Below are 22,581 nucleotides of genomic sequence, written 5' to 3' on the forward strand. Positions count from 1 at the left end.
AATTATAGTTATTTTTTTAAATTTGTTCAGTCATATCCCTTATAATGAGAAAGTTATTATTTTACCTTGCTATACTTGCATTGTGCTTTTGTGTAGTATCCTCGTGCCAAAAGAATGGCGAGCCTAACGCTCCTGAGGGAGAAATTGCCGTTAGTAAATTAAAGGTAAAAATAAACGAGCCTGACTCGATGTTGCTGGTGGGAGCAGATAACAAGGAGGTTACCTGGATGGTAGCCCCTTCAGGTTTTGATACCATTCGCACTGCAAAAAATGCTGCCCGGATAAAGTTCACCAAAGCCGGAAATTATACCATCAGCGCTAAAAATAGTGATATTACTTCGAAAAGTATAGTTATAACTGTTATCGATTCTGTATATGCGCCTCCGGTGTATTTTATTCCGTTCGATAAAAGTGATTCGATCACCTTTGTGCCGCAGTATGTAAAAAGCGCCAAGTCTGATTCAGCATACCTTGCATTTACCATAAGCACCAAAAAAAAATATTGCACCAACTTTATGTTTACCTATAGCCTTTTTGTACCATTTCCTTTACATGATAAGTATTATATAAATTTCACCGGTGCTGTTATAAAGAGTCTGGCTAATACCACTTGCACTGGTACAGCGGTATTGACAGCACATAATAATTATGCATTTTATCAACCCGTATTAAAGGAAGGTGTTTATAAGTTTTATGCGGGCTTTGGCCAGGATATTAACACGGACTACGAGGGCAGTATGGAAGTGACCGCAACACAGATCATTTTTCACTGGGACGATTCAACAGGGATAACTATTTCACCAAAGGTGCTGGCGCGATAGGGAACATATAAAGTGCAAACCAAATCTCAACTGATTGGTGCAAAAATCAAAGGAAAGCGGCTATTAGCCTCTTTCCTTTGATCAATGATTTGGTATTATTAAATTTTCCCAAAGATCTCGGCAAGCTTGTTTTGCAGATCTTCGCCCCTTAGGTTTTTACCGATGATCTTTCCGTTAGGATCTAATAAAAAGTTTTGAGGGATTCCGCGTATCGCATACAGATCGGCTGCTTTGCTGTCCCAAAATTTAAGATCGGATACATGGTTCCAGGTAAGACCATCTTTGTGGATAGCTGCCAGCCATTTATCTTTCGCGTTCGGCCTGTCAAGCGACACGCCAAGTATGGTGAAGTTTTTGCCTTTATAAGCGTTGTAAGCCTTTACCACATTAGGGTTTTCACGACGACAAGGGCCACACCATGATGCCCAGAAATCTATCAGGACATATTTACCACGAAATGATGACAGGCTAACCATTTTGCCGGCAGTATCAGCTTCGGCAAATTCGGGTGCGGTTGCACCTAATGCCACAGCTTTTAATTTTGGCAGGCGTTCGGCAAATTTCTTACCTGCTTCCGTTGCTTTAATAGCAGGACTGAAGCTGTTGAACAATGGGGCAATATCTACGTAATCGGCACTGTAGGCATATGATTCAAGCGCGTTAAGGCTTACATATGAATCGGGGTTTTCCTGGATAAACTTTTTATTTAGCTGCGCATCCTGGTCGTCGATCTTTTTTTCCTCAGCATTTAGTTCGGCAAGTTGGTCCGGCGTGGCGGTTTTACGTTTTGCCGAAAGCGCCTCATAGGCATCATTAATCGGTTTTTCGGCCAGGTTATATTTTTCGTTATCGTTATTGGTTTTGGTGCCTTCTATTTTGGCATCAGCAATTTTATCAGTTGCACTTACGTTGATGGTGCCCGGTTCCAGGTAAATGGAACGATAATCTTCCGAGCTATGCAGACCGGTACCTTTGGGGTTAAACAAAATATAACCGCTTACAGGTGTTGTTGTGCTTGTTTTACCGGTAAATTTGAAGGTCCCTCCGTTCAATACTGCCGAGTCGACAACCGTTTTTCCATCTTTACGATATTGCACATAGACTTTCGCCGGTGCGTTATAGGCGCCAATTTTACCTTGCACAGTATATTGGGCATCTTGGGCAAAAGCTAAAGCAGGGGCGCTTGCAATTGCTGTTAAAGCTATTTTTTTAATTGAGGTCAAGTTCATATCGCAATATAATAAAATTAGCCGGGTATTAAATATCCGGCTAATTCAACGGTGAATATGACATATTAATTAATATTGCCCGGGCAGGGCCTTAGTATCAATTAATTGTATTTTCCAAATAGCTGTTCCAGTTTGGCATCAAGATCTTCGCCGCGCAAATTTTTTGCAATGATTTTTCCCTGCGGATCGATCAGGAAGTTTTGAGGGATAGATGTTACTGAATACAAGGCAGCAGCCTGGTTGTTCCAGAATTTAAGATCAGATAATTGCGTCCATTCCAATCCGTCTCTTTTAATGGCAGCAAGCCAAGCCGATTTGCCGTCGGGCCTATCCAACGAAACCCCAACTACCGTAAAGTTTTTATTTTTGAACCTTGCATAGTTACGTACCACGTTCGGGTTTTCCTGGCGGCAGGGACCGCACCATGATGCCCAAAAATCGAGTAACACATACTTGCCCCTGAACGATGATAGCTTTACAGGAGTTCCGTTAACGTCGTTTTGTATAAAATCAGGAGCTTCGGAGCCGATAGCCGTAACTTTTAGGGCGTCGAGCTGCACCTTCATCATTTTACCGGCTTCGGTATCTTTGATTTTTTGAGATAACGAATTGTATAATGGCTCAACCTCGCTAAGGTCGGGAGCAGGACCGCTTACCGAGGTTAGTGCAAGTAAACTTAAATAACTATCGGGGTTGGCTGCAATAAAGCTTTTTAAAGTTGTCTTTTGCTCTGTTTGCAGGGCTTTATACCTTGCCTGCATGGCACTCCTGAAAGCTGCCGATTTTTGCTGCTCCGGCGTTGCTGCCTTGGCGTCGGCCATTAGCTTTTCGCCTTTTTGATTGATGGCTTTTAACTGTGCCTGGAGTTTTACATTATCTGTATTAAGTTGCGACCCTGTGACCTGCGCTTTATCTATCGAATCTTTGCTGGTGATGGTGATGGTACCTTTTTCCAGGAAAAAATCTATGTCGTCTGCCGTCTTTGAAATCAGGCTGCCGTTATCGGCATATTTATAGTTGCCGTCGATAAATTTTTCGAGGGGTAAGCCCTTGTAGTTAACGGCTAATGTTGCATTAACAGGGTTAAATATCGTGCCGGTAAATGAAAATGCACCGTTAACCACATTGGCCGAATCGGTAACATTATTAGCCCCCAGTTGGTACGATAAATATACTTTGGCAGGTGTGGTGACGTTGCCTAATTTACCATTAATAACAAAGGTGTCTGTAGCCTGTGCAAGCGCCGTTACCGGCAGCATGGCGGCTATGTAAAAAAATAATTTCTTCATTAAAATATATAAAAACTCTACGCTGCTAACGTTTAAGCAAGTGTTAAAATTGTGACTATCAGTTTAATTTTTGATAGGTACGCCACCAAAGGTCCGGCAATTCGCCTGATGTTGCCGTTTTATAGTCGGCATAGCTGCAGGGTACCAAATGAAAACGCTCATTAGGCGAACCTGCCGAAGGATAAGGCACCTGCATCCACCACCGGTCGGACTTTTTGCTTTTTACAAATATTACTTCCTGGTCGTCGTGGGTTAAGCTGGTTTTATAAATAAGGTATTGTGATTTAGGGTTAAGCGGAAAATCGCGCTTACGGTTATAAAAACCGTCAATAAAATACCAGATCATTTGGGCCAGTTGCCAGGCAGTTTGTCCGTTACTGTCATAAGCCGGGTTAAATTCATAAAAACCTATCGAGGTAAGTTTATCATTAAAGCCCGCGTAACGGCAGAGCTGGCAGGCTTCTTCGCCATAAAAACCATTTGGCGTGGCATTGGCATTCCCCATGGCATCGGCAGCGCGAATTGCGCCGATATCGAAACTTACCATGCTGGCATTGCGGATGGCAGGTTCGGTAACAGCAATATTGCCGCTCAGTTCGCCTAAGCGGTGTACATCAAAATAAAGCTTATCCATTACCCGGAGGCTGTCCTGGCTTACAAAATAGGTTTGGTAGCCAAGGTTGCTGAAGTTAAACAGGTAATTGGGATCATGCAGGAATATTTTGTTGAGATAGGAAGCAGAAGTAGTTTCAATACTTTCGCCGTGATTATCTTCATCCAAATCAAAATGCGAATCGATTACCACCAGGTCAACTTTCTGTTCAAGCTCCTCATAACCCAGGTACTGGGCGTAAGTAAGATCCTGTCCCCCGCCTAAAATAACGGGGATGATGTCTTTTTTTATCAGTTCGCTCACTACCGTTTTAACAGCGAAGTAGGTGTCTGTTACCTTTTCGCCGGCACGGATATTGCCCAGATCGGCAATTTTTACAGAATAGCCGCCTTCGTTTAACTGGTATAATTTTTCGCGGATGTAATCAGGGCCAAGCGAACAACCGGGGTTGCCAACCGCGTTACGATCATCTATAACACCGATAATGGCAATATCCGTTTTCTCTTCCAGATCAGGAAAGTCGACCGAGTAATGCGCAATTTTATCGCCAAGCTGGCTGGTATAGAAGCCCTTTTTGGGAGCTATCTTTTTAAGATCAATCGGCGTAAAAAAATCAGCTAATGACATAGTGTTTTGATGTGCAAATATGCATATGTGCAAATGTGCGGATTATTTTTTGATGTGCGGATTTCAGATGTGCAAATATGCAGGTACATAAAATCATGTTAATCGCAACATCTAAAATCATATATGCACAATATTATTTGAAATGAGTTACCATCGTGAAAATTTTCACTCACCATTTTGCGAAAATCTGCACATGAGCTTAATATTATCTGAAATGGGATGCCATCGCGCAAATTTTCACACATTCATTGTGCGAAAATCTGCACATTTGCACATCTGAAATCTGCACATTTAAAGGAATGATCTTAATAACGGGCGCAACTGGTTTTCTTGGGGCCGAACTGGCAAAACTTTTGGTAACTACCACCGACCGGCGGATCCGTTGTACCAAAAGGGCAAGTTCAGTTATCCCCCAATTGCTGTTGCCTTATCAGGAAAACATCGACTGGGTTGACGCCGATATAATGGATATTTTTGCATTAGCCGATGCTCTTGAAGGTATTACACAAGTTTACCATTGCGCCGCCTGGGTATCATTAAAGCAAGCGGATAAAAAGCCGATGATCAATACCAATGTTACGGGGACTGCCAACCTGGTTAATCTTTGCAATGAACGTGGCATAAGGATGGTGCATGTAAGCTCAATTGCTGCTATTGGCGCCGCCAAACCCGGAGAGTTAATTACCGAAAACCACCACCTGGAGCAATCAACAGAAAATGATGGTTATGCCATATCTAAATTGGAAAGCGAAATGGAAGTTTGGCGGGGTATTGCCGAAGGTTTGGACGCCGTTATTGTTAACCCCTCGTTGATAATTGGCGCGAGTGCCGGTACTCAGGGCAGCGGCGCCTTATTCAACACGGTACGTAAGGGGCTTAAATTTTATACTTCGGGCACTATAGGTTTTGTTGATGTAGAAGATGTTGCCAAATGCATGGTAGGTTTAATGAACAGCGACATTACGGCCGAGCGTTATATCATCAGCGCCGAAAACCGGGACTACAAAGGTATAGTTACCGAGATAGCAAAAGGTTTCGGCATCAAGCCGCCCGCTATTTTTGCTAAACCCTGGATGATGGAACTGGCCTGGCGCGGGGCCGCTTTTGTTTCGGCTATAACCGGTGGTGTTCCGGCTATAGATAAAACATCGGCACAAACAGCTTCATTAACCCGCGAGTTTGATAATTCAAAAATAAAAAAAGCGATAGGCTTTGAGTTTAAGCCCATCAGTAAGACGATAGGGGAAATTTGTGAGGCGTTAAAATAATAAGAGGTTAAACCGATAACTCTTCTGCTCTGGCAATAAATAAATCATATTCCATTTGCAATCCTAACCAGTAATGGGAACTGATCCCTAAAAACTTTTCAAGCCTTACGGCGAGCTTTGCAGAAATATTTCTTTTGCCCGCAAAAATTTCACTTAAATGGTGCGGCAAAATATGGAGGGCTTTAGCTACATCCTTTTTAAGGATTGCCCTTTCTTCAATTTCTTCCTGCAAAAATTCGCCCGGATGAAATGCTTCTATTTCAATTTCCTTACCATTATGATCTAATACCTGATTATTCATAGTAAGTATAAAGGGCTCCTGGCCCGAGTTTTATGAGTAGTGGTTGTTGATCTCTTCAATGCAAATAATCTCTAACCTGCTGATCTCGTTGTTTTCAATCCGAAATATTAAACGGTAAGATATATTCAATCGTATTGAATACTTTCCTTCATATTTCTTTCCTTTTAGTTTTTCAAAGTGTAAGCTTTTAATCATCCTCAAATCAGCAGTGCTTTTTGCCTGTTTGATTTGATACAATCGTTTTCTAAAAGCTTTGATCACTTCGTCCGGAAAAGGTGATTTTCCGGCAACTTTATTGTAATTGGCCACTTCGCCCAGAAAGTGATCTTCAATAATTACCTGCATTATTAAGGCTTATTTAGTGTGAATGATTTTAGATATTTCATTTTGAGATTAATAGGTTATGGGAAATGTTAATTAAATCAAATATATACAAAAAAATAAAATTACCAAAAAAAGGTTATTTTTATTTAAACTACAAACTCTCTATACTTCCTCAGCAAATTTTTTCGCACCTTTGCAGCCAAGATGGAACAGTACTTTATTATTGATTTCGATAGCACCTTTACACAGGTTGAGGCCCTTGATGAACTGGCCCGGATCTCTCTAAAAAATCGCCCCGACCGCGAAGATATCTACAAACAGATAGAAGATTTGACCAATGCATCAATGGAAGGTAAGCTATCGTTTACCGAAAGTTTAGAACGCAGGGTGAAATTGCTCAATGCCAATCGCGATCATTTAAAGCAACTGATCAGCCATCTTAAAAAGAAAGTTTCTACTTCTTTTTCGCGAAATACTATCTTCTTTAAAAATCACCAGGACGAGGTGTTGATCGTATCCGGTGGGTTCAAAGAGTTCATTACGCCGGTAGTTACCGAATATCATATTAAAAGAGAAAATATCTACGCCAACACTTTTGTGTTTGACGAAGAAGGCAATATTATAGGTTACGACCGCGAAAATCCGCTTTCGCAGGAGGGCGGTAAGGTAAAGCTGCTGAAAGAGCTTCAGTTACCGGGCGATATTTATGGTATCGGTGATGGTTATTCTGATTTCCAGTTAAAGGAATCGGGCATGATCAAAAAGTTTTTCGCTTTTACCGAAAACATCGAACGTAAATCAGTAGCTGAAAAGGCCGACCATATTACCCCAAGCTTTGACGAGTTCCTCTATCTGAATAAACTGCCGCGTGCCATCTCCTACCCTAAAAACCGTATTAAATGTTTGGTTGTGGGCAACGTGGATGAGGATGCCTTAGACCAGCTTAAAAAAGAGGGTTACAACATGCGCCACCGCGACGATGTTGAAGAAAAATATCTTGAGGAAGCCGGTGTGTTATTTTGTGACGAAGAACATCAGCCAAGTGCCGAACAAGTTCAAAATGCAGGCAGGTTAAAGGTGATTGGTATTTTTGGCAAATGTAACCGCAAGCTGGCCGATGCCGCTGCCGAAAACGGAATTATTATATTTGACGACCCAAGACATAACCCACACAGTAATGACTTTTTGCCAAAAAGGGTAATGGCTTTCATGAATGAAGGTAAAACACATACCAGCTGTAATTTTCCCGATCTGCAGCCGCCGCGTGTTAACAATGCCCACCGTTTAATTCACATCCATAAAAACGTACCAGGGATACTGGCTAAAATTAATGATGTATTTGCCCGCCATAATATTAACATTGTGGGTGAGTTCCTGGTTACCAACCCGCAAATAGGTTATGTAATCACCGATGTTAATACAGGCTATGATACTGAAGTATTGAACGAGTTAAAAGCGATTGAGCATACCATTAAGTTCAGGCTTTTATATTAATTTTTCTCTTCATTATAAGGCACAACCAATACAGGGATCAATGATTTGTTGACCACCTGCTCGGCAACGTTTCCTAAAAAGAATTTATCGATACCGGTACGACGGTGGGTACCTAAAACTATCAGGTCGGCATTAAACTCCTGGCTGCATTCAATAATACCTTCAGCTGTAGAACCGTACTGGGTAAATTGAGCTATTTCCAGTCCCTCGCCCCATTCTTTTGCCGTCTGATCCAGCAATGCGGCAGAGCGCTCGGTTTGCAATGTTTCTAATTCTGTGCCTGGCAGATTTATATTAGGATCATATGGCATCCCTCCTAATAAACCGTCCTGGGTATCAGTGGGCACAATAATAGGTTCAACTATGTGTACCAAACCAACTTCGGCATTATAGGTATGGGCTATATCAAAAGCGTAGGCCGCTGCATAACGTGAAAATTCGCTTTCATCAATACCGATGAGTATCTTCCTGATCTTCATAATAATATTTATAAGGCTTGTATCCATTATAACAACCTAATACGGATATGTTTTAGCAGTACACTATTTTATTACCTTTGAAGTATGCATTTCTCTCCCGAAATTGAAGACCGGTTAAATCAACTGCAGGAAAAGTACGAAGCTATGGGCCAGGATATGAACTCATACCTTGATGGCCTGCTTTATGCCGATTTTTTAACCTATTGGGATTATATCCACCTGGATACCCTGTTGAGCTTACAAAACCCTAAAACCCCTTTTCCCGACGAGGAGATCTTTATCATTTATCATCAGATCACTGAATTATATTTTAAGCTTGCCCTGCATGAGTGCAGGCAAATTGCTGAAGCAGCGCCGCTGACAGCCGAGTTTTTTACAGCGCGGTTAAAAAGGATCAACAGATATTTTCGTGCCTTAACCCACTCGTTCGAGATCATGGTTGATGGCATGGAGAAAGAGCAGTTTCTGAAATTCAGGATGTCGTTGCTGCCGGCAAGCGGTTTTCAATCGGGACAGTACCGCATGATTGAGATCTACGCTACGGATTTTATAAACCTGGTTGCTAAAGATAAACGTGAGGAACTGCAACATGCAACTATTGAAGCACAATTTGAATACCTGTACTGGAAGTTTGGAGCTACCGAACTTTCCACCGGAAAAAAGACTTTGACGCTTAAACAGTTCGAGAAAAAATATTCAAAAACATTTATTGAACTGGGCAAGGCCGCTGTTAAGCATAACTTTAATACGCTGGCTAAACAATTTGATTCGTCATCACAACTGACTCCTGAATTGCGTAACGAATTGCGTCAACTGGATATCAATGTCAACGTAAACTGGCCGCTTTCACATTATAAATCGGCGGTGCGTTACCTTAATCGTGAGCCGGAGGATATTAAGGCAACAGGCGGCACTAACTGGCAAAAGTACCTGCCGCCGCGCTTTCAAAAGCGAATCTTTTATCCCTGGGTATGGAGCGAAGAGGAAAAAGAGAACTGGGGTAAGGCTTGGGTTGATGACGTGCTGAGTAGTATTTAAGCTTCGCAATCATATTGTCAAAATAATGTTTTATATGTGATAATCACCATTTAACTATGCAAATTTTTGGCGTAGGCCATAAAAATGCCTAACTTGCCATTTTCTATAATTTATTAATTTTTAATGCCATGACCGAGACATTAGACATCAAGATCAGCAGGACACCTGCTTCCCGTTTGCAGCAAACGGACTTTGACAACTTACCTTTTGGAAAAACTTTTTCTGACCACATGTTTGTGGCCGATTACGCGGACGGTGAATGGAAAAATCTCTCGGTCATTCCCTACGGCGAAATTGGTCTAAGCCCTGCAATTTCAGCACTTCATTACGGACAAGCGTTTTTTGAAGGACTGAAAGCCTATAAACATGCTGATGGAAAAATTACCGTTTTCCGCCCGGATAAAAATGCCATCCGTTTTAATAAATCGGCCGAGCGCCTTTGCATGCCTACTTTACCCGAAGAGATTTTTTTGCAAAGTATAGCTACTCTGGTTGACCTTGACCGCGATTGGGTTCCTTCAAAGCCAAACCATGCTTTGTATATCCGCCCGTTCATGTTCGCTACTGATCCGTACCTGGGGGTAACACCATCTTCAACTTATAAATATATGGTATTGATTGGCCCTGTTGGCCCGTACTTTTCAAAACCATTGCGTGTTAAAATTGAAACACACTACACCCGCGCTGCCGAAGGCGGTATGGGTTATGCCAAAGCTGCCGGTAACTACGGAAGCTCCATGCTGCCGGCCCGCAAAGCAACCGAAGAAGGTTTTGATCAACTGATCTGGACTGATGCCAAAGAGCATAAGTTTATTGAAGAAATGGGCGCTGCTAACGCGATGTTCCTGCTGGATGGTAAACTGATCACGGCCGAAGCAAAAGACACAATATTAGATGGTGTAACCCGCGATACCGTTATAGCCTTAGCCAAAGAGTGGGGTATCACTGTTGAAGAACGCAAAGTTTCTGTAGCCGAGATTGTTGAAGGTGCTAAAAATGGCAAACTTACCGATGCCTTTGGTGCCGGTACTGCCGCAACTATAGCTCCTGTAGCTTCAATCAGCTACGAAGGTCAGGAGTATTTCCTGAGCGATCCGAAAACACGCGAATTTTCGAACAAAGTATTTGATACACTGGATGCCATTAAATATGGTAATGTTCCGGATACCCACGGCTGGAACTACCTGGTTAGCGCATAAGCATTCCCAAGATAAGAACGAAAAACGCCCCGGAAAATCCGGGGCGTTTTTCGTTTTATGCTATATGTGTAGACTGAATGTCGGCAGGGGCATCCCTTTCACGTCATTGCGAGGTACGAAGCAATCGCGAACTATACAGGGTGGACCTGCTTGTTGGGGATTGCTTCGTACCTCGCAATGACGCTTATTTAATTTAAAAACTACACCCCGAAGCCGGTGTAATCCCTTCTCTATCCATCGTTAACGACGGTTTGCCTTTTTTGAAAGTCACTATCCAGATGCTGTCGAAATCACTATCGGGCCATTCCAGGTCTTTAACTTTCATACCTAAAGCTTTCAGTAAAGGTTTAATTTGATTATGTTCCCATACAATAAGGATGGTGCCTTTTTTTGAGGTAAGCTCTTTAGCAACGCCGTTATCATCCTCTTCTTCAAAATTACTATTGATAGAAAGGTTATATTTTGCAGCAAACGGCGAGATGGTTTGGAACATGCGCACCCTCGCGGTTGATTTACCCAGGTGCATTGCCGGCACATAAATATGATCGGGCAGGCCAAATTTGGCTTTTAAAACTTCGGGTAGTTTAAGCGAGCGGTTAAATCCGGCACACGAAAGGTTATCCCCAACATCGGGCTTTTCGGCATGGCGGATGATTACCAGTTTCAGGTTTTTGCCCTGGCCGCAGGCGGTCAGGCTTGCCCAACCGACTAATAAAAAAAATAAAAATGATCTTTTTAACATGTCGGTTGTTTTTAGTGTTTTATTCTACTGAAACTGTTAACCCTTCCTGCTGAAGGATCTTCCGGTAGATCTCCATTTCGGTAAAGGAGCCTTCCAGTACGGCGCATTTGCCTTCGTTATGTACTTTCCATGCTATCTTTTCGGCTTGGGGTTCAGAGTAATCCAGGTATTTCATCATGCAGTGGATCACGTGGTCAAAAGTGTTAAAATCATCGTTCCAGAGTATTAAACGATGCATCTCTTTAAGTCCTGCAAGTAACTCTTCGAGGGTAAATGTTTCTTCCTGTACTTCAGTTGGCATACGTAACTACAAATTTACTCAAAAACAATAATAAAAAAGTTAAAATCGTGTTCCATGGTCTTAAAAATCATGTTACATAAAACCCCTAAAAAACTTCACATGAAAAAAGCATCCCCGGCTTTTGTTTTAGCATTAACTGCACAACTTTTAACAGCTCACCATTCAGCGGCCCAAAGTACTAAAAACAGCTTACAGAGCCCACCCGCTAATATTAACATTGATGGTAGCCTGAAAGACTGGGGCGACAGCCTGCGTTACTATAATGAAGAGAAGAAGCTGAACTACGTGCTGGCCAATGATAAGGATTACCTGTATGCCGCTATCCGCATTAGCGACAGGCTTGATAAAATGAAAGTGTTGAATGCAGGGATTACAATAAGCATTGATCCCAAAGGGAAAAAGAAAGATAGTTTTATGCTTACTTTTCCACTGGCAGCCCCGGATGAAAAGCCGGAGTTTGCCAAGCCAAAAGATGATAACGGCGAAATTACCCAGGCCGACCGTGACGAGCTGATGCGCGAGCGAATAACTAAGCTGCGATATATTAAGGTTGTTGGGTTTAAGGATATTGATGGCGATATGATCACCACATCAAACACCTACGGCATTAAAACAGCCATAAATTACGATGCCAATGGCGATTTGGTTTATGAAGCGGCCATACCCTTAAGCTTTTTCCACGCCGGTAACGATGCTTTTAAAAATGAGTGGGCTTTTAATTTTAAGATCAACGGTTTCCAGCGACCGGCAGGCACAGGTGGGGGCGAGCAAGACGGTGGCAGCTTTGGCGGCGGCGGTGGTCGCGGCGGACGAGGTGGAATGGGCGGAGGCGGCATGGGTGGCGGCCGTGGTGGAAGAGGCGGTCGTAATGGCATGGGCGGCGGTATGGGCCGTGGTGCAGCGGGCGGTGCAGGCGAAATGTCAAAATCCGTTGATTTTTGGGAGAAGTATTATTTGAGCAGTAAATAAGTTTGGTTGTCAACAATAAGCCCGAAAGGTTTAAACATTAGCATTGCTTAAATCTTCCGGACTTGCCGAATGAGGGCTTAATATTACTCCACCTTATACCTATAAACCTGCCTGCCTAAATTACCGTCGGCATCAATACCTTCAATTATTACACGATATGTACCTTTAGCATCGGCGTTAAAAAAGCTCAAGGACGTATTGCCATCCTTATCAGTTAATAAGCCTGGTGCCCAGTAAATGGTGCTGCGAAGGTTCTGCATTTGGGCATTGGTTTTAGGATCATCATATTTAGGCGAATAAAACTCGCGCGCTTTATAATATCCCTTAGGGGCATAAGTAACAATGCCCGGAGCATATCTATTATAAACACTTTCGCCGCCGCGTTTGGTTGTGATAATCAACAGGCCGCCAGCTCCCCTTGATCCGTAAATCGCGGTATTGCCAATGCTGCGTAAAACTTCAATAGTGGCAATATCATTTACATTTAAGTTATCCAGGAAATCGCTTCCTACATAGGTTCCATCAAGTACAATTTGCATGGGAGTTCCCGGGCTGCGGGTTGAATAAGGCGTACCGTTACGAAAAATCACACCGGTTAATCTGCCTTGTAAAATTTGGGATAGCATTCCACCCCCGTACATCAGATTTTTGCTGGTAAGTGTTTGATCTGCATTGCCGGGTCCATTAAGGTTAGAAGAGTTTTTAAATGGGTTTTCCCGCTTTTCGCGGATCACTACTTCCTTTAATACGATAGTGTGGTTGCCAATACCGTATTTTACCTGCTCGTCATAAAGCTTTTTACTGTTTAAAAGGTAGGCCGATGCGCCATCGTTGATGTTGACCTGGATATCGGGTGCGTTTTTATTTGGGCCAACAGATTGCGGAGTTACATTATCAAGGGTGATGTCGAGATTTTTGCGGTCTTTAGCAGTGCGCGCCTGAATCACAAACTTGATACTATCCCTAAAAACAAGGTCTTTAAAAGTAAACTTACCTTCGGCATCAGCCACGGTATCAATAATAAAAGTACCTCCCGATGTTGAAAACAGGGTAACCTTGCCATTAGGTACAGGCTTGCCGCCAAAAGTTTTAAGGTGTCCTGTTACCTCCAGTGATTTTTCAGGCTTGAAGACTATTGGGGTAAATTTATCAGCAAGCAGTTGTTTCCATTCAAAGCGATGGTAGCCCTGGGTAAGCATCAGTGCGTCAAGGTTGGCTTTGGTTTCGTTACTTACATTAGTAAAGTAATAGTTCGGTTTTTCAATATACCCTTTCAGGTCGGAGGTGAGCAGCAGTGTTGAAAATATAGAACTTTCATTTGCTTCATCAGTGTTAACTTTTGATTCATCAATAACGGATGCTGAAAAGCTGCCGACGACGGGCTTATCCTCACTGTTTTTAGCGTTGAGGTTTATGGTCACTTTTTCGCGGGGTTTATAGTTCTGTTTTTCGGAAGTAACAGCTAGCTTAAGCTGATCGGGGTTTTGAACAAAGATAAGACGCTCATTCAGCGGTTCGCCAGTTGCCGAAAACAGCGTGAACTGTACAATGCCTGATGGGAATTTATTTTTAGGGATGGCAGCCGAAAAGGATGTTGCCCCATCCTTACTTTTGCCTGCATAACAAAGCTCGCCGCCAGATTGCGCTATCAGCGTTAAACCCGATAATGAAGCTGTGCCGTTACCGGTGCTTTTACCAGGAATGATGGATACGAACACCTTATCGTCGCGCATGCTGTTAACGCTTAATACATAGCCGTTATCAACGGCTTTGGGCAAATCAAAAATACCTTCAGAGCCATCGGCATAAGTGATGTGCGCTTTATAGTTTTTACCACTTTCAGGCTCAAAGGTTATAGTACCCATGCCAAAATGACTCTCGCCCAATTGCGCAACCTGGTTGTTTTGATCATCGGCAATAAAGCCTTTAATATCAACCCCTAACCCGTCGGCGCCAACGGCTTTAAAAGCTACTTTTTCAAAAACACCATTAATTAAATTTCCGCTCTCCGGGAAAAACTGAACATCAACCTTATTTGATAGCGTTTTTATAGGTACGGCTTTGGCTATGGTATGCTTTTCATCAAGCTTCACTTCGGTATTGATATGGCCGGATGCTATTGAAACTGCCTGATTAGTAGTAAAACCGGCTGTTAGGTTGCCTTTATCGTCGGTTATGCCTTTACCCCTTGTGATGGATTTTCCATTTATTTCAATCTCGTAATTTACCGGCTTATTAACGTAGGCTACACCATTCAGGTCGGTATAGGTAATTACGGCAGTTACCTTTTGTTTACCATTTAAGGTACTGTAGGTATAGGCTGTTTTGGTGAAAACCTTGTTGCTGATGCCATTTACCACAGTGATGGTTTTATTAAAGAAATAGGCTTCGCCTTCGTTTCGCATCCAGTTGGTATAAGCGCGGATGCGGTAATTTCCTTCAGTCATACTATCGGCCAAAGCAAAATCGCCCGCGGCCAGGCCAGCTGTTAACGGCAGTTTAAGGCTGCGTTTTACCGAATCGTTATCATCAATAAGGTCAACATTCAGGGTTTCGCTATAAGCCGAAAGCTTATGCTCACTGCCTATAGTAACATAGGCTTTAAACCAGATATCCTCGCCAATGGCATAATAGGGCTTATCAAAGTGCAGGTAAACTTTTTCCTGCGGATGCTCGGTGCGCCATTTATCAAGCTGGGCAATGATTTTTGTTACCAGTTCATCATCGGGTTTTATAAAAGCTAAGGTAGCACCGGCAATTAAGGTGATCAGGATTCCAACCGATAGGCGTTTTAGGTTCATAGAAAGATAAATCTTGAACTACCAAGATACGCAAAAAAAGTACCAAGTCATATTAAGTCTGAAGTTCGAAGTCTTTGGTCAAAAGTTTGACTTATATTTTCTACTTGGTACTTAAGGCTACCGACTTGAGACTCCCGACTTAAGACTTGTGGCTTAAACCTACCACTTATTCTTCCACATCATGCTTTCAACAGGGCGTGTAGTAGGATTGTTGTATTTGGCGTTGGCTTTGCTGTTGTACAGCGTTTCGATCTCGCCTTCAACTACAAAATAAATAAGCTGGCCAATGGGCATGCCGGCGTAAATGCGCACCGGCTGGGCACATGAAATTTCAAGTGTCCAGGTATTGCAGAAACCAACATCACCTTTACCCGCTGTTGCGTGAATGTCGATACCTAAACGTCCGGTGCTTGATTTGCCTTCCAAAAATGGAACATGCCGGTGTGTTTCGGTGTACTCCATCGTTACGCCCAGGTAAAGGGTATTGGGCTGAAGCACAAAACCATCCTTCGGAATTTCAAAGCCATCTATCTCATTATGAACTTTGGCATCAAGCACTCGGCTACGGTAAGTAGCTAAATATTTGCCCAAATGAACGTCGTACGAGTTAGTGCCCAGGTATTCGCGGTTAAATGGTTCAATAATAATATGGCCTTGTTCAATTTCTTCGAGGATGCGCTTATCAGATAGTATCATACAGGCAGGTTATTGCTGGCGCTAAATTATGAAAATTAGCCTAATCGGCGCCGGCTTTTATAAACAATATTGGCAGGCAAAAGGCGTTCAGATAGCGCAGAAACAACTCATAAACCTGATATGGTTCAGCTGATTACGAATATGTAGCTGCGCTGATATTATTTAATTTTTTTTGACATATGTTTGCAACCTATTTTGCAATTTTACTTTTATGGCGATAGCATACAGGCAGCGTATTGATGATGACACCGAGTTTGCACTCTGGCGTATCGAGGAGGAGGCTACAGACCTGTACAGCCAATTGCAACTTGATCAGCAGGAAAAGGATTTTGTAGAAAGCCTGAGCAATGGCAAGCGGCACCTGCACTGGCTGGGGACCCGCGTGCTGTTGCGTAAAATGCTCCGTACCGATGAGTATATTGACTGTAAAGTTGATGAGCATGGCAAGCCTTACCTGGTAAACCTCCCTTACCATATCTCCTTGAGTCATTCGTTTGATTATGCCGCTGTGATGATCAGCAAAACCTACAAGGTTGGAATTGATATAGAGCAGATTAAGCAAAAAGTTGAGCGTATCGCCAACAAGTTTATGCGTAAGGAAGAGCTGAAATTTATAAATGGCCCGCAAAAAATTGAGCAATTATATGTTTGTTGGTGCGCCAAGGAAGCTGTTTATAAGTGCAACGGGCAAAAAGAGGTTTCGTTTGCCGATAACATTTTTTTGGAGCCTTTTCAGTTTGAGCATCATGGCGTAGTGAATGCGCAATTGAATAAAAAAGATATCACCATTGATTATACCGTGGGCTATCTGCAATATGAAGATTATATGATAGGCTACGTAAAGGGCGAATGATGAAAAACAAGAAAGTATTTTTTCAGGATTGGGGCCTGGTTGATTACCAGCAGGCCTGGGATAAACAGGAAACCCTTTTTAGTGAAACGGTTAAAACTAAAATAGACAACCGTAACCGCGAAACGGCTTATGAAGCCGCTGCTAAAAATACCGGGACTGCGGTAGCTTATGATACTATTGAAGCCGATGAAACTTTCAACTACCTGGTTTTTTGTGAACACCCACATGTATATACCCTGGGTAAAAGCGGCAAGCCCGAGCATCTATTGTTAGATGAGGCAGGCTTGAAAGAAAAGCAGGCTGTTTATTACCCGATAAACAGGGGCGGTGATATTACCTACCATGGGCCGGGGCAAATTGTGTCATACCCGATACTCGACCTTGATAATTTTTTTACTGATATACACCTGTACCTGCGTACGCTGGAAGAAGCAGTGATCCTTACCCTCGCCGATTTTGGCTTGCAGGCCGGTCGCTATGAAGGTTATACCGGCGTGTGGTTTGATGCCGATAATGACAAAGCCCGTAAAATATGCGCCATGGGTGTACGCTGCAGTCGCTGGGTTACTATGCACGGCCTCGCCCTTAACGTAAATACCGATCTGAGCTATTTTAAAAACATAGTGCCCTGCGGTATTGACGATAAGGCTGTTACCTCCATGCAGCAGGAACTTGGGTATGAGGTTGATATTAATGAAGTAAAAAAAATCCTTAAACATCATATTTCCGTACTTTTTGGTATGGAGATATTATAATGAAGGGAATAATTTTCAGTTTACTCACAGCAATTACATTATCGGCCTGTGCAGGCAAAAACACACCGGCGCCGGTTAGCTATAATCCCCCGTCAAAACCAGTTACCGTGATACAGGATACCCTAACATACCTTGCCCTCGGCGATTCATATACCATAGGCCAGTCTGTGCCCCCTGAACAGGCATTTCCTAATCAACTGGCTAACCAGTTACAAGGCCTCAAAGTAAATACGCCAACCATCATTGCCCGCACCGGCTGGACAACCGATCAACTCATTGAAGCTATTCAGAAAAGCAATATCAAAAGCAATACTTATGATTTAGTCACGCTGCTGATAGGTGTAAATGATCAATATGATGGCTTAAGCCAGGAAAATTATCGCATTAAGTTTGAACAGGTTTTAAATACGGCCGTTAAATTTGCTGGCGGTATCAGGGATCATGTGTTTGTGCTGTCTATACCCGATTATGGCGTTACTCCTTTTGCTCATGGCAACGATGCCGTAATAGGCCCTGAGATAGATCAGTTCAATGATATTAACCGTAAAATAAGTGCTAAGGTTAATTATGTTGAAATTACCGGCATTTCTAAGTTGGCAGCGAATGATCTTACCTTACTGGCGACCGATGGTTTGCATCCATCCGGTAAAATGTATGGAATGTGGGTTGATAAACTGAAGGCGGCGGTAGGGGCTGTTTTTGCTAAAAAATAAGATTTGCTTTTCGACGACAATTGTCGTAAGTTTATTGACAATTTACAGCAAAGGCCATGAGTGCTCCAAAACCCTATAAATTTCTTGATGATGACGAGGTTAATTTAACATTTATGGTAAGGGAAGGCATATCATTTTCTTATCTTACCAAATTATCAAATCATATCCATTTTAATATTGATGACTGGGCCTCGTACCTTCATCTTTCTGAGCGTACAATTCAACGTTATAAAAAAGAAAACAAAACTTTTGATCCCATATATTCTGAAAAGATAATCATGATCGAATTACTCTATAAAAAGGGTATTGAGGTTTTTGGCGATGAAAATAAGTTTTACGCCTGGATGGATTATAAAAGCATTCCCCTGGGCGGGGTAAAGCCTAAAGAGCTTTTGGATACAGTTTTTGGTATTAACATGATTCGCGATGAGTTGGGGCGCATTGAACACGGCATACTTGCATGATCGTTTATCGTTTAAGTAAACAAGCTTACATTAAAGACTTAAGCAGCAGGGGAGCTGAACTAAACGGCGGGCGCTGGAACAGTAAAGGAACCGCCGTGGTTTATACCTCTTCGTCACGCGCTTTGGCTGTACTCGAAGTTGCCGTACATACACCGCTTGGACTTATGCCTTCTGATTATTTTATGGCGACGATTGAGCTGCCTGATAATGCAGAGATTTTCAAGCCTGGCACTGCTCAGTTACCCGAAAAGTGGAATAGTAACCCCCTGATCAAAGCAACACAGCAAATTGGGGACAGCTTTGTGAAAGCCAACAAATATTTAGCGCTCCAGGTACCATCGGCCACTGTTGCGGGCGATTTCAACTACCTGCTCAACCCTCTACACCCCGATTTTAAAGCCGTAAAAATTATTAATACCGAATTTTTTGAATTTGATTCAAGACTGTTTAAGAAGTAAGCAATTAACACTCGGGCAAACTAATCGGGATGTTGATTGCCAATCCGCCATCACTTGTTTCCTTGTATTTCGAGTTCATGTCGAGCGCGGTTTGCCACATCGTTTTCACTACGGCATCAAGGCTTACCTTTGCTTTTTCGGGATTGCTTTGCAGCGCTAATTGAGATGCTGTTATTGCCTTAATGGCCCCCATAGTATTCCGTTCAATGCAGGGGACCTGTACCAACCCGCCGATAGGATCGCAGGTGAGGCCGAGGTGATGTTCCATGGCTATTTCGGCAGCCATGAGCACCTGGCGCTGGGTACCGCCCATACATTCGGTCAAAGCAGCAGCAGCCATGGCCGATGATACGCCTATTTCGGCCTGGCAGCCACCCATAGCTGCCGATATGGTAGCGCCTTTTTTAAAGATACTTCCAATCTCGCTTGCTGTAAATAAAAAGTTGACGATCTTTTGCTCGGTATTGCCATCGCAAAAAGCAATATAATATTGGAGCACTGCAGGAATAACGCCTGCGGCGCCGTTTGTTGGCGCGGTTACCACACGGCCAAATGAGGCATTTTCTTCGTTAACAGCCAAGGCAAAACAGCTTACCCAATCTAAAGTATTTTTAAAGCTGTCGCCGGTATTCCTGATGGCCGCAACCCATTCATCAGAATTGCTGTATTTATTATTCCCGATGAGCCTTGCGTTTAATTTTGCGGCGCGCCTTGCCACATTTAACCCGCCAGGCAATTGGCCGGTAGTGTGACATCCCCGGTAAATACACTCTTTTAATGCCTTGAAGATATTCAACGCTCCGGTACGGGTTTCCTGTTCGCTGCGCCAGGCCAGCTCGTTTTCGGCTACAACTTCCGAAATCCGAAGACCTGTTTTGATACACCAGTGCAGCAGATCGGCTGCGGTATCAATAGGGAAGGGAAGGTCAACCTCCGCTTTTGATTGCCCTGAAGCACCTTCCTTCACCACAAAACCACCTCCTATTGAGTAGTATGTTTCAGAAATTGCCTTTCCGGTACTTAAAAATGCCTGAAAAGTTACCGCGTTTGGATGATAAGGTAAGCTTTCGTTAAACAGGAACAGCAGGTCATCCTCAGCATAAAAACTCAATGGTAAAATACCACCAATGATCAGTTGATGCGACCTTTTGATCTGCTCAATTTTAGGTGTTACCTGGTCCACCTCGAAAGTAACCGGGTCATCGCCGCTTAAACCTAATAATATAGCTATATCCGTACCGTGCCCATGACCTGTTTTGGCTAATGAGCCATATAATAAGATCTTAACCTGCTGCACCATCGGCAGTACCCCCTGTTGTTCAAGCGACTGCACAAACTGCTGGGCGGCGCGCCAAGGGCCAAGCGTATGCGAGCTCGACGGGCCTATGCCTATCTTAAACATATCAAAAACCGAAATCTGTTCTCTTTGCATCAAGTCAAAATTAAGGATAAATTATAATTACAGGTTCCATAATAAATACGTTGTGCTGGTGCTTTTGATAAAAATAATTTATAATTTGCGTTGAACTTAAACAAATAATACACTTAAACTTAAACACTAAACAAAATTATGGATTCTTACACTTCTTCTTCCGACATGTCAAGCACTATGATTGGCGCGTTAATGGGTGCGATTTTGATACCAGCACTTATTGTTGGTTTAATATCAATTATTAGTATGTGGAAGATTTACACCAAAGCAGGCAAACCCGGATGGGCCGCAATTATACCTATCTACAGTACTATTGTATTGCTTGAAATAATAGGTAAACCCATGTGGTGGCTTGCAATATTGCTGCTGGTACCATGTGCTAACATTATATTTGCAATATGGATGATAAACCTGTTAAGTAAAAGCTTTGGCAAAAGCGAAGGATTTACTGTTGGTTTACTCTTTTTACCTTTTATATTTCTCCCGATACTGGCTTTTGGCGGTGCACAGTATTTAGGCCCATCAGCTAAAGAAGCACAAGCCATGCCATTCAATCCGAACGATTACCGCGATCCGTTCAATAATCAGAACAATCCGCCACAAAACTATTAATGTGGTTAAATAATATCATGATATATGCTTCCTGCAGCCGGTTAGGGTTTATCCACTGGCTGCAGGGGCATTTAATACCCTGTCCCTTTAAATATCTTACAGGTATTGATTGCCCCGGCTGCGGCTTTCAGCGCTCGGTAGTAGCACTCATCCAGGGCGATTTCCAAAAAAGCTTCTTCCTATATCCCGCGGCTATTCCGCTAATCCTTTTTTTTATCTACGGCATAGCCGATGTTATTTTTAAACTCGATACAGATAAAGCCGTTGTAAAGAAAACCGTTTTTATGATCAATGGTAGTATCGTGCTTATCAGCTATGTTATAAAGATGTGGCATCTTTATAATCATGTTGCTTATTGATAAGGTTCAGACATGGCGCTTACATGGCTGTAATCTTTAATAATGGCCTGTAAAAACTGCAGGTCATTCATATCGGGGGGCAGGGCGGATATTTTCAGATGTTCTTTTAATTTGAGCGCCATATTGTAAACCACAACGGCATTATGCGTTTTCATGTAATTATGTATCACGTCGGCTATCAGCCTTACATCATTATCGTTTAGCTCAGCTACTTCTTTAAAAGTAGGTTCATAATCGTCGCCCGATGGTCTGAATGTTAAGCTGTCTATTTTGGTACGAGGATGTGTTTTTACCATTGCTGTTCCCGCAACCACATCCCCTATACGTTGGCCGTTTTCAGTCACCAGGGCGCAAAGTAACGCGCCAAGGTTAAGGGTAATGCCAAAATCAACCATGCGCATCAGCCATCTTAACAAGTACTGCCCAAAGCGGGGGCGGTTGCCATTGAGGCTGATCACCCGTATCTTCATTATCCGCTTGCCAACGCTTTGGCCGTTGAGCAGCGTTTCGCAAATCAAATCGTAAAATACAAATATCGCCGCAATGATTATTGCGCACGTTACCAGCACACTTTCGGGCATTTTTCCGATGATCAGAAAAATAAGGATGAAATAGAAAGCAATGAAAATGGCGTAATCAATTATGCGGGCAACTATCCGTTCGCCGAGGCCGGCTATTTCATAGTCTATATCAATATTTTGTGTTGTGTGTACGGTTATGGTTTGCATCTTAACAAAGATAAAT

General features: G+C 42.7%; 25 protein-coding genes. 13 read left to right on the top strand and 12 right to left on the bottom strand.

The window, feature by feature from the left end; all coding sequences use genetic code 11:
* The first annotated feature begins 44 nt into the window (after positions 1-44).
* A complete protein-coding gene (locus ABIC84_RS22155) occupies positions 45-821 on the top strand; it encodes a hypothetical protein (protein ID WP_426583867.1) in 777 nt (258 codons plus the stop codon).
* 98 nt (positions 822-919) lie between these two features.
* Here the strand turns inward: ABIC84_RS22155 and ABIC84_RS22160 are convergent, their stop codons facing one another.
* The 3 genes from ABIC84_RS22160 to ABIC84_RS22170 form a co-directional block, all read right to left on the bottom strand.
* On the bottom strand, positions 920-2,050 hold the full coding sequence (locus ABIC84_RS22160; protein ID WP_429264967.1) for a redoxin domain-containing protein: 1,131 nt from the start codon (positions 2,048-2,050) through the stop codon (positions 920-922).
* A 101-nt stretch (positions 2,051-2,151) separates the two neighbouring features.
* Positions 2,152-3,339, bottom strand: coding sequence for a redoxin domain-containing protein (locus tag ABIC84_RS22165; protein WP_429264968.1), 1,188 nt, complete (start codon positions 3,337-3,339; stop codon positions 2,152-2,154).
* A gap of 58 nt (positions 3,340-3,397) precedes the next feature.
* Entirely contained in the window at positions 3,398-4,579 is a 1,182-nt protein-coding gene (locus ABIC84_RS22170) for a formimidoylglutamase (RefSeq protein ID WP_429264969.1), read from the bottom strand.
* Positions 4,580-4,878: 299 nt separating this feature from the next.
* On the opposite strand from ABIC84_RS22170, the gene ABIC84_RS22175 reads away from it, so the two are divergent.
* Positions 4,879-5,847: an NAD-dependent epimerase/dehydratase family protein gene (locus ABIC84_RS22175; protein WP_429264970.1), complete on the top strand. Its 969-nt coding sequence runs from the start codon at positions 4,879-4,881 to the stop codon at positions 5,845-5,847.
* Positions 5,848-5,854: 7 nt separating this feature from the next.
* On the opposite strand, the gene ABIC84_RS22180 is transcribed toward ABIC84_RS22175, so the two are convergent.
* Both ABIC84_RS22180 and ABIC84_RS22185 read right to left on the bottom strand, forming a co-directional pair.
* Positions 5,855-6,148, bottom strand: coding sequence for a HigA family addiction module antitoxin (locus ABIC84_RS22180; protein ID WP_188834316.1), 294 nt, complete (start codon positions 6,146-6,148; stop codon positions 5,855-5,857).
* 30 nt (positions 6,149-6,178) lie between these two features.
* Positions 6,179-6,493, bottom strand: a complete 315-nt coding sequence (locus ABIC84_RS22185) for a type II toxin-antitoxin system RelE/ParE family toxin (protein ID WP_426583856.1) — start codon at positions 6,491-6,493, stop codon at positions 6,179-6,181.
* Positions 6,494-6,676: 183 nt separating this feature from the next.
* On the opposite strand from ABIC84_RS22185, the gene ABIC84_RS22190 reads away from it, so the two are divergent.
* Complete coding sequence (locus tag ABIC84_RS22190) at positions 6,677-7,966, top strand: HAD-IB family phosphatase (protein WP_426583854.1); 1,290 nt, start codon at positions 6,677-6,679, stop codon at positions 7,964-7,966.
* On the opposite strand, the gene ABIC84_RS22195 is transcribed toward ABIC84_RS22190, so the two are convergent.
* A complete protein-coding gene (locus ABIC84_RS22195; protein WP_426583852.1) occupies positions 7,963-8,445 on the bottom strand; it encodes a universal stress protein in 483 nt (160 codons plus the stop codon). The two genes, ABIC84_RS22190 and ABIC84_RS22195, sit on opposite strands and share 4 nt — an antisense overlap.
* Positions 8,446-8,529: 84 nt before the next feature.
* Here ABIC84_RS22195 and ABIC84_RS22200 point away from each other — a divergent pair, with 84 nt between their 5' ends.
* Both ABIC84_RS22200 and ABIC84_RS22205 read left to right on the top strand, forming a co-directional pair.
* Positions 8,530-9,483, top strand: coding sequence for a tryptophan 2,3-dioxygenase family protein (locus ABIC84_RS22200; RefSeq protein ID WP_426583850.1), 954 nt, complete (start codon positions 8,530-8,532; stop codon positions 9,481-9,483).
* Positions 9,484-9,611: 128 nt separating this feature from the next.
* The gene (locus ABIC84_RS22205) at positions 9,612-10,682 is read left to right on the top strand and encodes a branched-chain amino acid aminotransferase (RefSeq protein ID WP_426583848.1); all 1,071 of its coding nucleotides are present in this window, start codon (positions 9,612-9,614) and stop codon (positions 10,680-10,682) included.
* A 193-nt stretch (positions 10,683-10,875) separates the two neighbouring features.
* On the opposite strand, the gene ABIC84_RS22210 is transcribed toward ABIC84_RS22205, so the two are convergent.
* Positions 10,876-11,424 (bottom strand): histidine phosphatase family protein, encoded by a 549-nt coding sequence (locus ABIC84_RS22210; protein WP_426583846.1) that lies wholly within the window; start codon positions 11,422-11,424, stop codon positions 10,876-10,878.
* 19 nt (positions 11,425-11,443) lie between these two features.
* Entirely contained in the window at positions 11,444-11,725 is a 282-nt protein-coding gene (locus tag ABIC84_RS22215) for an ATP-dependent Clp protease adaptor ClpS (RefSeq protein ID WP_090530789.1), read from the bottom strand.
* Positions 11,726-11,824: 99 nt separating this feature from the next.
* On the opposite strand from ABIC84_RS22215, the gene ABIC84_RS22220 reads away from it, so the two are divergent.
* The gene (locus ABIC84_RS22220; RefSeq protein WP_429264971.1) at positions 11,825-12,694 is read left to right on the top strand and encodes a hypothetical protein; all 870 of its coding nucleotides are present in this window, start codon (positions 11,825-11,827) and stop codon (positions 12,692-12,694) included.
* An 83-nt stretch (positions 12,695-12,777) separates the two neighbouring features.
* On the opposite strand, the gene ABIC84_RS22225 is transcribed toward ABIC84_RS22220, so the two are convergent.
* Both ABIC84_RS22225 and dcd read right to left on the bottom strand, forming a co-directional pair.
* Entirely contained in the window at positions 12,778-15,495 is a 2,718-nt protein-coding gene (locus tag ABIC84_RS22225) for a TonB-dependent receptor plug domain-containing protein (protein WP_429264972.1), read from the bottom strand.
* A 159-nt stretch (positions 15,496-15,654) separates the two neighbouring features.
* Positions 15,655-16,191, bottom strand: coding sequence for a dCTP deaminase (gene dcd / locus ABIC84_RS22230; RefSeq protein WP_090530796.1), 537 nt, complete (start codon positions 16,189-16,191; stop codon positions 15,655-15,657).
* Between the two features lie 211 nt (positions 16,192-16,402).
* Here dcd and ABIC84_RS22235 point away from each other — a divergent pair, with 211 nt between their 5' ends.
* The 5 genes from ABIC84_RS22235 to ABIC84_RS22255 are packed head-to-tail and all read left to right on the top strand — an operon-like array spanning position 16,403 to position 19,434.
* Complete coding sequence (locus ABIC84_RS22235; protein WP_426583839.1) at positions 16,403-17,044, top strand: 4'-phosphopantetheinyl transferase family protein; 642 nt, start codon at positions 16,403-16,405, stop codon at positions 17,042-17,044.
* Positions 17,041-17,799, top strand: a complete 759-nt coding sequence (gene lipB / locus ABIC84_RS22240) for a lipoyl(octanoyl) transferase LipB (RefSeq protein ID WP_426583837.1) — start codon at positions 17,041-17,043, stop codon at positions 17,797-17,799. Before ABIC84_RS22235 ends, lipB begins: the two co-directional genes overlap by 4 nt.
* Positions 17,799-18,512: an SGNH/GDSL hydrolase family protein gene (locus ABIC84_RS22245; RefSeq protein WP_429264973.1), complete on the top strand. Its 714-nt coding sequence runs from the start codon at positions 17,799-17,801 to the stop codon at positions 18,510-18,512. Before lipB ends, ABIC84_RS22245 begins: the two co-directional genes overlap by 1 nt.
* 56 nt (positions 18,513-18,568) lie before the next feature.
* Positions 18,569-18,976 carry a type II RES/Xre toxin-antitoxin system antitoxin gene (gene parS, locus ABIC84_RS22250; RefSeq protein WP_429264974.1) on the top strand — a complete coding sequence of 136 codons (408 nt, stop codon included), beginning with the start codon at positions 18,569-18,571 and terminating at the stop codon, positions 18,974-18,976.
* Positions 18,973-19,434, top strand: a complete 462-nt coding sequence (locus tag ABIC84_RS22255; protein ID WP_429264975.1) for an RES family NAD+ phosphorylase — start codon at positions 18,973-18,975, stop codon at positions 19,432-19,434. Before parS ends, ABIC84_RS22255 begins: the two co-directional genes overlap by 4 nt.
* Positions 19,435-19,438: 4 nt before the next feature.
* Here the strand turns inward: ABIC84_RS22255 and ABIC84_RS22260 are convergent, their stop codons facing one another.
* On the bottom strand, positions 19,439-20,866 hold the full coding sequence (locus ABIC84_RS22260) for an L-serine ammonia-lyase (protein ID WP_429264976.1): 1,428 nt from the start codon (positions 20,864-20,866) through the stop codon (positions 19,439-19,441).
* 138 nt (positions 20,867-21,004) lie between these two features.
* Between ABIC84_RS22260 and ABIC84_RS22265 the strand changes: the two genes are divergently transcribed.
* Both ABIC84_RS22265 and ABIC84_RS22270 read left to right on the top strand, forming a co-directional pair.
* Positions 21,005-21,478 carry a DUF5684 domain-containing protein gene (locus ABIC84_RS22265; RefSeq protein ID WP_429264977.1) on the top strand — a complete coding sequence of 158 codons (474 nt, stop codon included), beginning with the start codon at positions 21,005-21,007 and terminating at the stop codon, positions 21,476-21,478.
* Positions 21,478-21,837, top strand: coding sequence for a DUF2752 domain-containing protein (locus ABIC84_RS22270; protein ID WP_429264978.1), 360 nt, complete (start codon positions 21,478-21,480; stop codon positions 21,835-21,837). The genes ABIC84_RS22265 and ABIC84_RS22270 overlap by 1 nt, the downstream gene beginning before the upstream one ends.
* Here ABIC84_RS22270 and ABIC84_RS22275 read toward each other — a convergent pair.
* The gene (locus ABIC84_RS22275) at positions 21,831-22,565 is read right to left on the bottom strand and encodes an RDD family protein (protein WP_429264979.1); all 735 of its coding nucleotides are present in this window, start codon (positions 22,563-22,565) and stop codon (positions 21,831-21,833) included. The genes ABIC84_RS22270 and ABIC84_RS22275 overlap by 7 nt on opposite strands.
* Between the last annotated feature and the right edge of the window lie 16 nt (positions 22,566-22,581).

It is taken from the genome of Mucilaginibacter sp. 3215, from assembly GCF_050433785.1.
Classification (GTDB): domain Bacteria; phylum Bacteroidota; class Bacteroidia; order Sphingobacteriales; family Sphingobacteriaceae; genus Mucilaginibacter.

Bases quoted from the DNA above. Each gene is read 5' to 3' on its own strand.
- ABIC84_RS22155 (WP_426583867.1), top strand. From the start codon at position 45: ATGAGAAAGTTATTATTTTACCTTGCTATACTTGCATTGTGCTTTTGT.
- ABIC84_RS22160 (WP_429264967.1), bottom strand. From the start codon at position 2,050: ATGAACTTGACCTCAATTAAAAAAATAGCTTTAACAGCAATTGCAAGC.
- ABIC84_RS22165 (WP_429264968.1), bottom strand. From the start codon at position 3,339: ATGAAGAAATTATTTTTTTACATAGCCGCCATGCTGCCGGTAACGGCG.
- ABIC84_RS22170 (WP_429264969.1), bottom strand. From the start codon at position 4,579: ATGTCATTAGCTGATTTTTTTACGCCGATTGATCTTAAAAAGATAGCT.
- ABIC84_RS22175 (WP_429264970.1), top strand. From the start codon at position 4,879: ATGATCTTAATAACGGGCGCAACTGGTTTTCTTGGGGCCGAACTGGCA.
- ABIC84_RS22180 (WP_188834316.1), bottom strand. From the start codon at position 6,148: ATGAATAATCAGGTATTAGATCATAATGGTAAGGAAATTGAAATAGAA.
- ABIC84_RS22185 (WP_426583856.1), bottom strand. From the start codon at position 6,493: ATGCAGGTAATTATTGAAGATCACTTTCTGGGCGAAGTGGCCAATTAC.
- ABIC84_RS22190 (WP_426583854.1), top strand. From the start codon at position 6,677: ATGGAACAGTACTTTATTATTGATTTCGATAGCACCTTTACACAGGTT.
- ABIC84_RS22195 (WP_426583852.1), bottom strand. From the start codon at position 8,445: ATGAAGATCAGGAAGATACTCATCGGTATTGATGAAAGCGAATTTTCA.
- ABIC84_RS22200 (WP_426583850.1), top strand. From the start codon at position 8,530: ATGCATTTCTCTCCCGAAATTGAAGACCGGTTAAATCAACTGCAGGAA.
- ABIC84_RS22205 (WP_426583848.1), top strand. From the start codon at position 9,612: ATGACCGAGACATTAGACATCAAGATCAGCAGGACACCTGCTTCCCGT.
- ABIC84_RS22210 (WP_426583846.1), bottom strand. From the start codon at position 11,424: ATGTTAAAAAGATCATTTTTATTTTTTTTATTAGTCGGTTGGGCAAGC.
- ABIC84_RS22215 (WP_090530789.1), bottom strand. From the start codon at position 11,725: ATGCCAACTGAAGTACAGGAAGAAACATTTACCCTCGAAGAGTTACTT.
- ABIC84_RS22220 (WP_429264971.1), top strand. From the start codon at position 11,825: ATGAAAAAAGCATCCCCGGCTTTTGTTTTAGCATTAACTGCACAACTT.
- ABIC84_RS22225 (WP_429264972.1), bottom strand. From the start codon at position 15,495: ATGAACCTAAAACGCCTATCGGTTGGAATCCTGATCACCTTAATTGCC.
- dcd (WP_090530796.1), bottom strand. From the start codon at position 16,191: ATGATACTATCTGATAAGCGCATCCTCGAAGAAATTGAACAAGGCCAT.
- ABIC84_RS22235 (WP_426583839.1), top strand. From the start codon at position 16,403: ATGGCGATAGCATACAGGCAGCGTATTGATGATGACACCGAGTTTGCA.
- lipB (WP_426583837.1), top strand. From the start codon at position 17,041: ATGATGAAAAACAAGAAAGTATTTTTTCAGGATTGGGGCCTGGTTGAT.
- ABIC84_RS22245 (WP_429264973.1), top strand. From the start codon at position 17,799: ATGAAGGGAATAATTTTCAGTTTACTCACAGCAATTACATTATCGGCC.
- parS (WP_429264974.1), top strand. From the start codon at position 18,569: ATGAGTGCTCCAAAACCCTATAAATTTCTTGATGATGACGAGGTTAAT.
- ABIC84_RS22255 (WP_429264975.1), top strand. From the start codon at position 18,973: ATGATCGTTTATCGTTTAAGTAAACAAGCTTACATTAAAGACTTAAGC.
- ABIC84_RS22260 (WP_429264976.1), bottom strand. From the start codon at position 20,866: ATGCAAAGAGAACAGATTTCGGTTTTTGATATGTTTAAGATAGGCATA.
- ABIC84_RS22265 (WP_429264977.1), top strand. From the start codon at position 21,005: ATGGATTCTTACACTTCTTCTTCCGACATGTCAAGCACTATGATTGGC.
- ABIC84_RS22270 (WP_429264978.1), top strand. From the start codon at position 21,478: ATGTGGTTAAATAATATCATGATATATGCTTCCTGCAGCCGGTTAGGG.
- ABIC84_RS22275 (WP_429264979.1), bottom strand. From the start codon at position 22,565: ATGCAAACCATAACCGTACACACAACACAAAATATTGATATAGACTAT.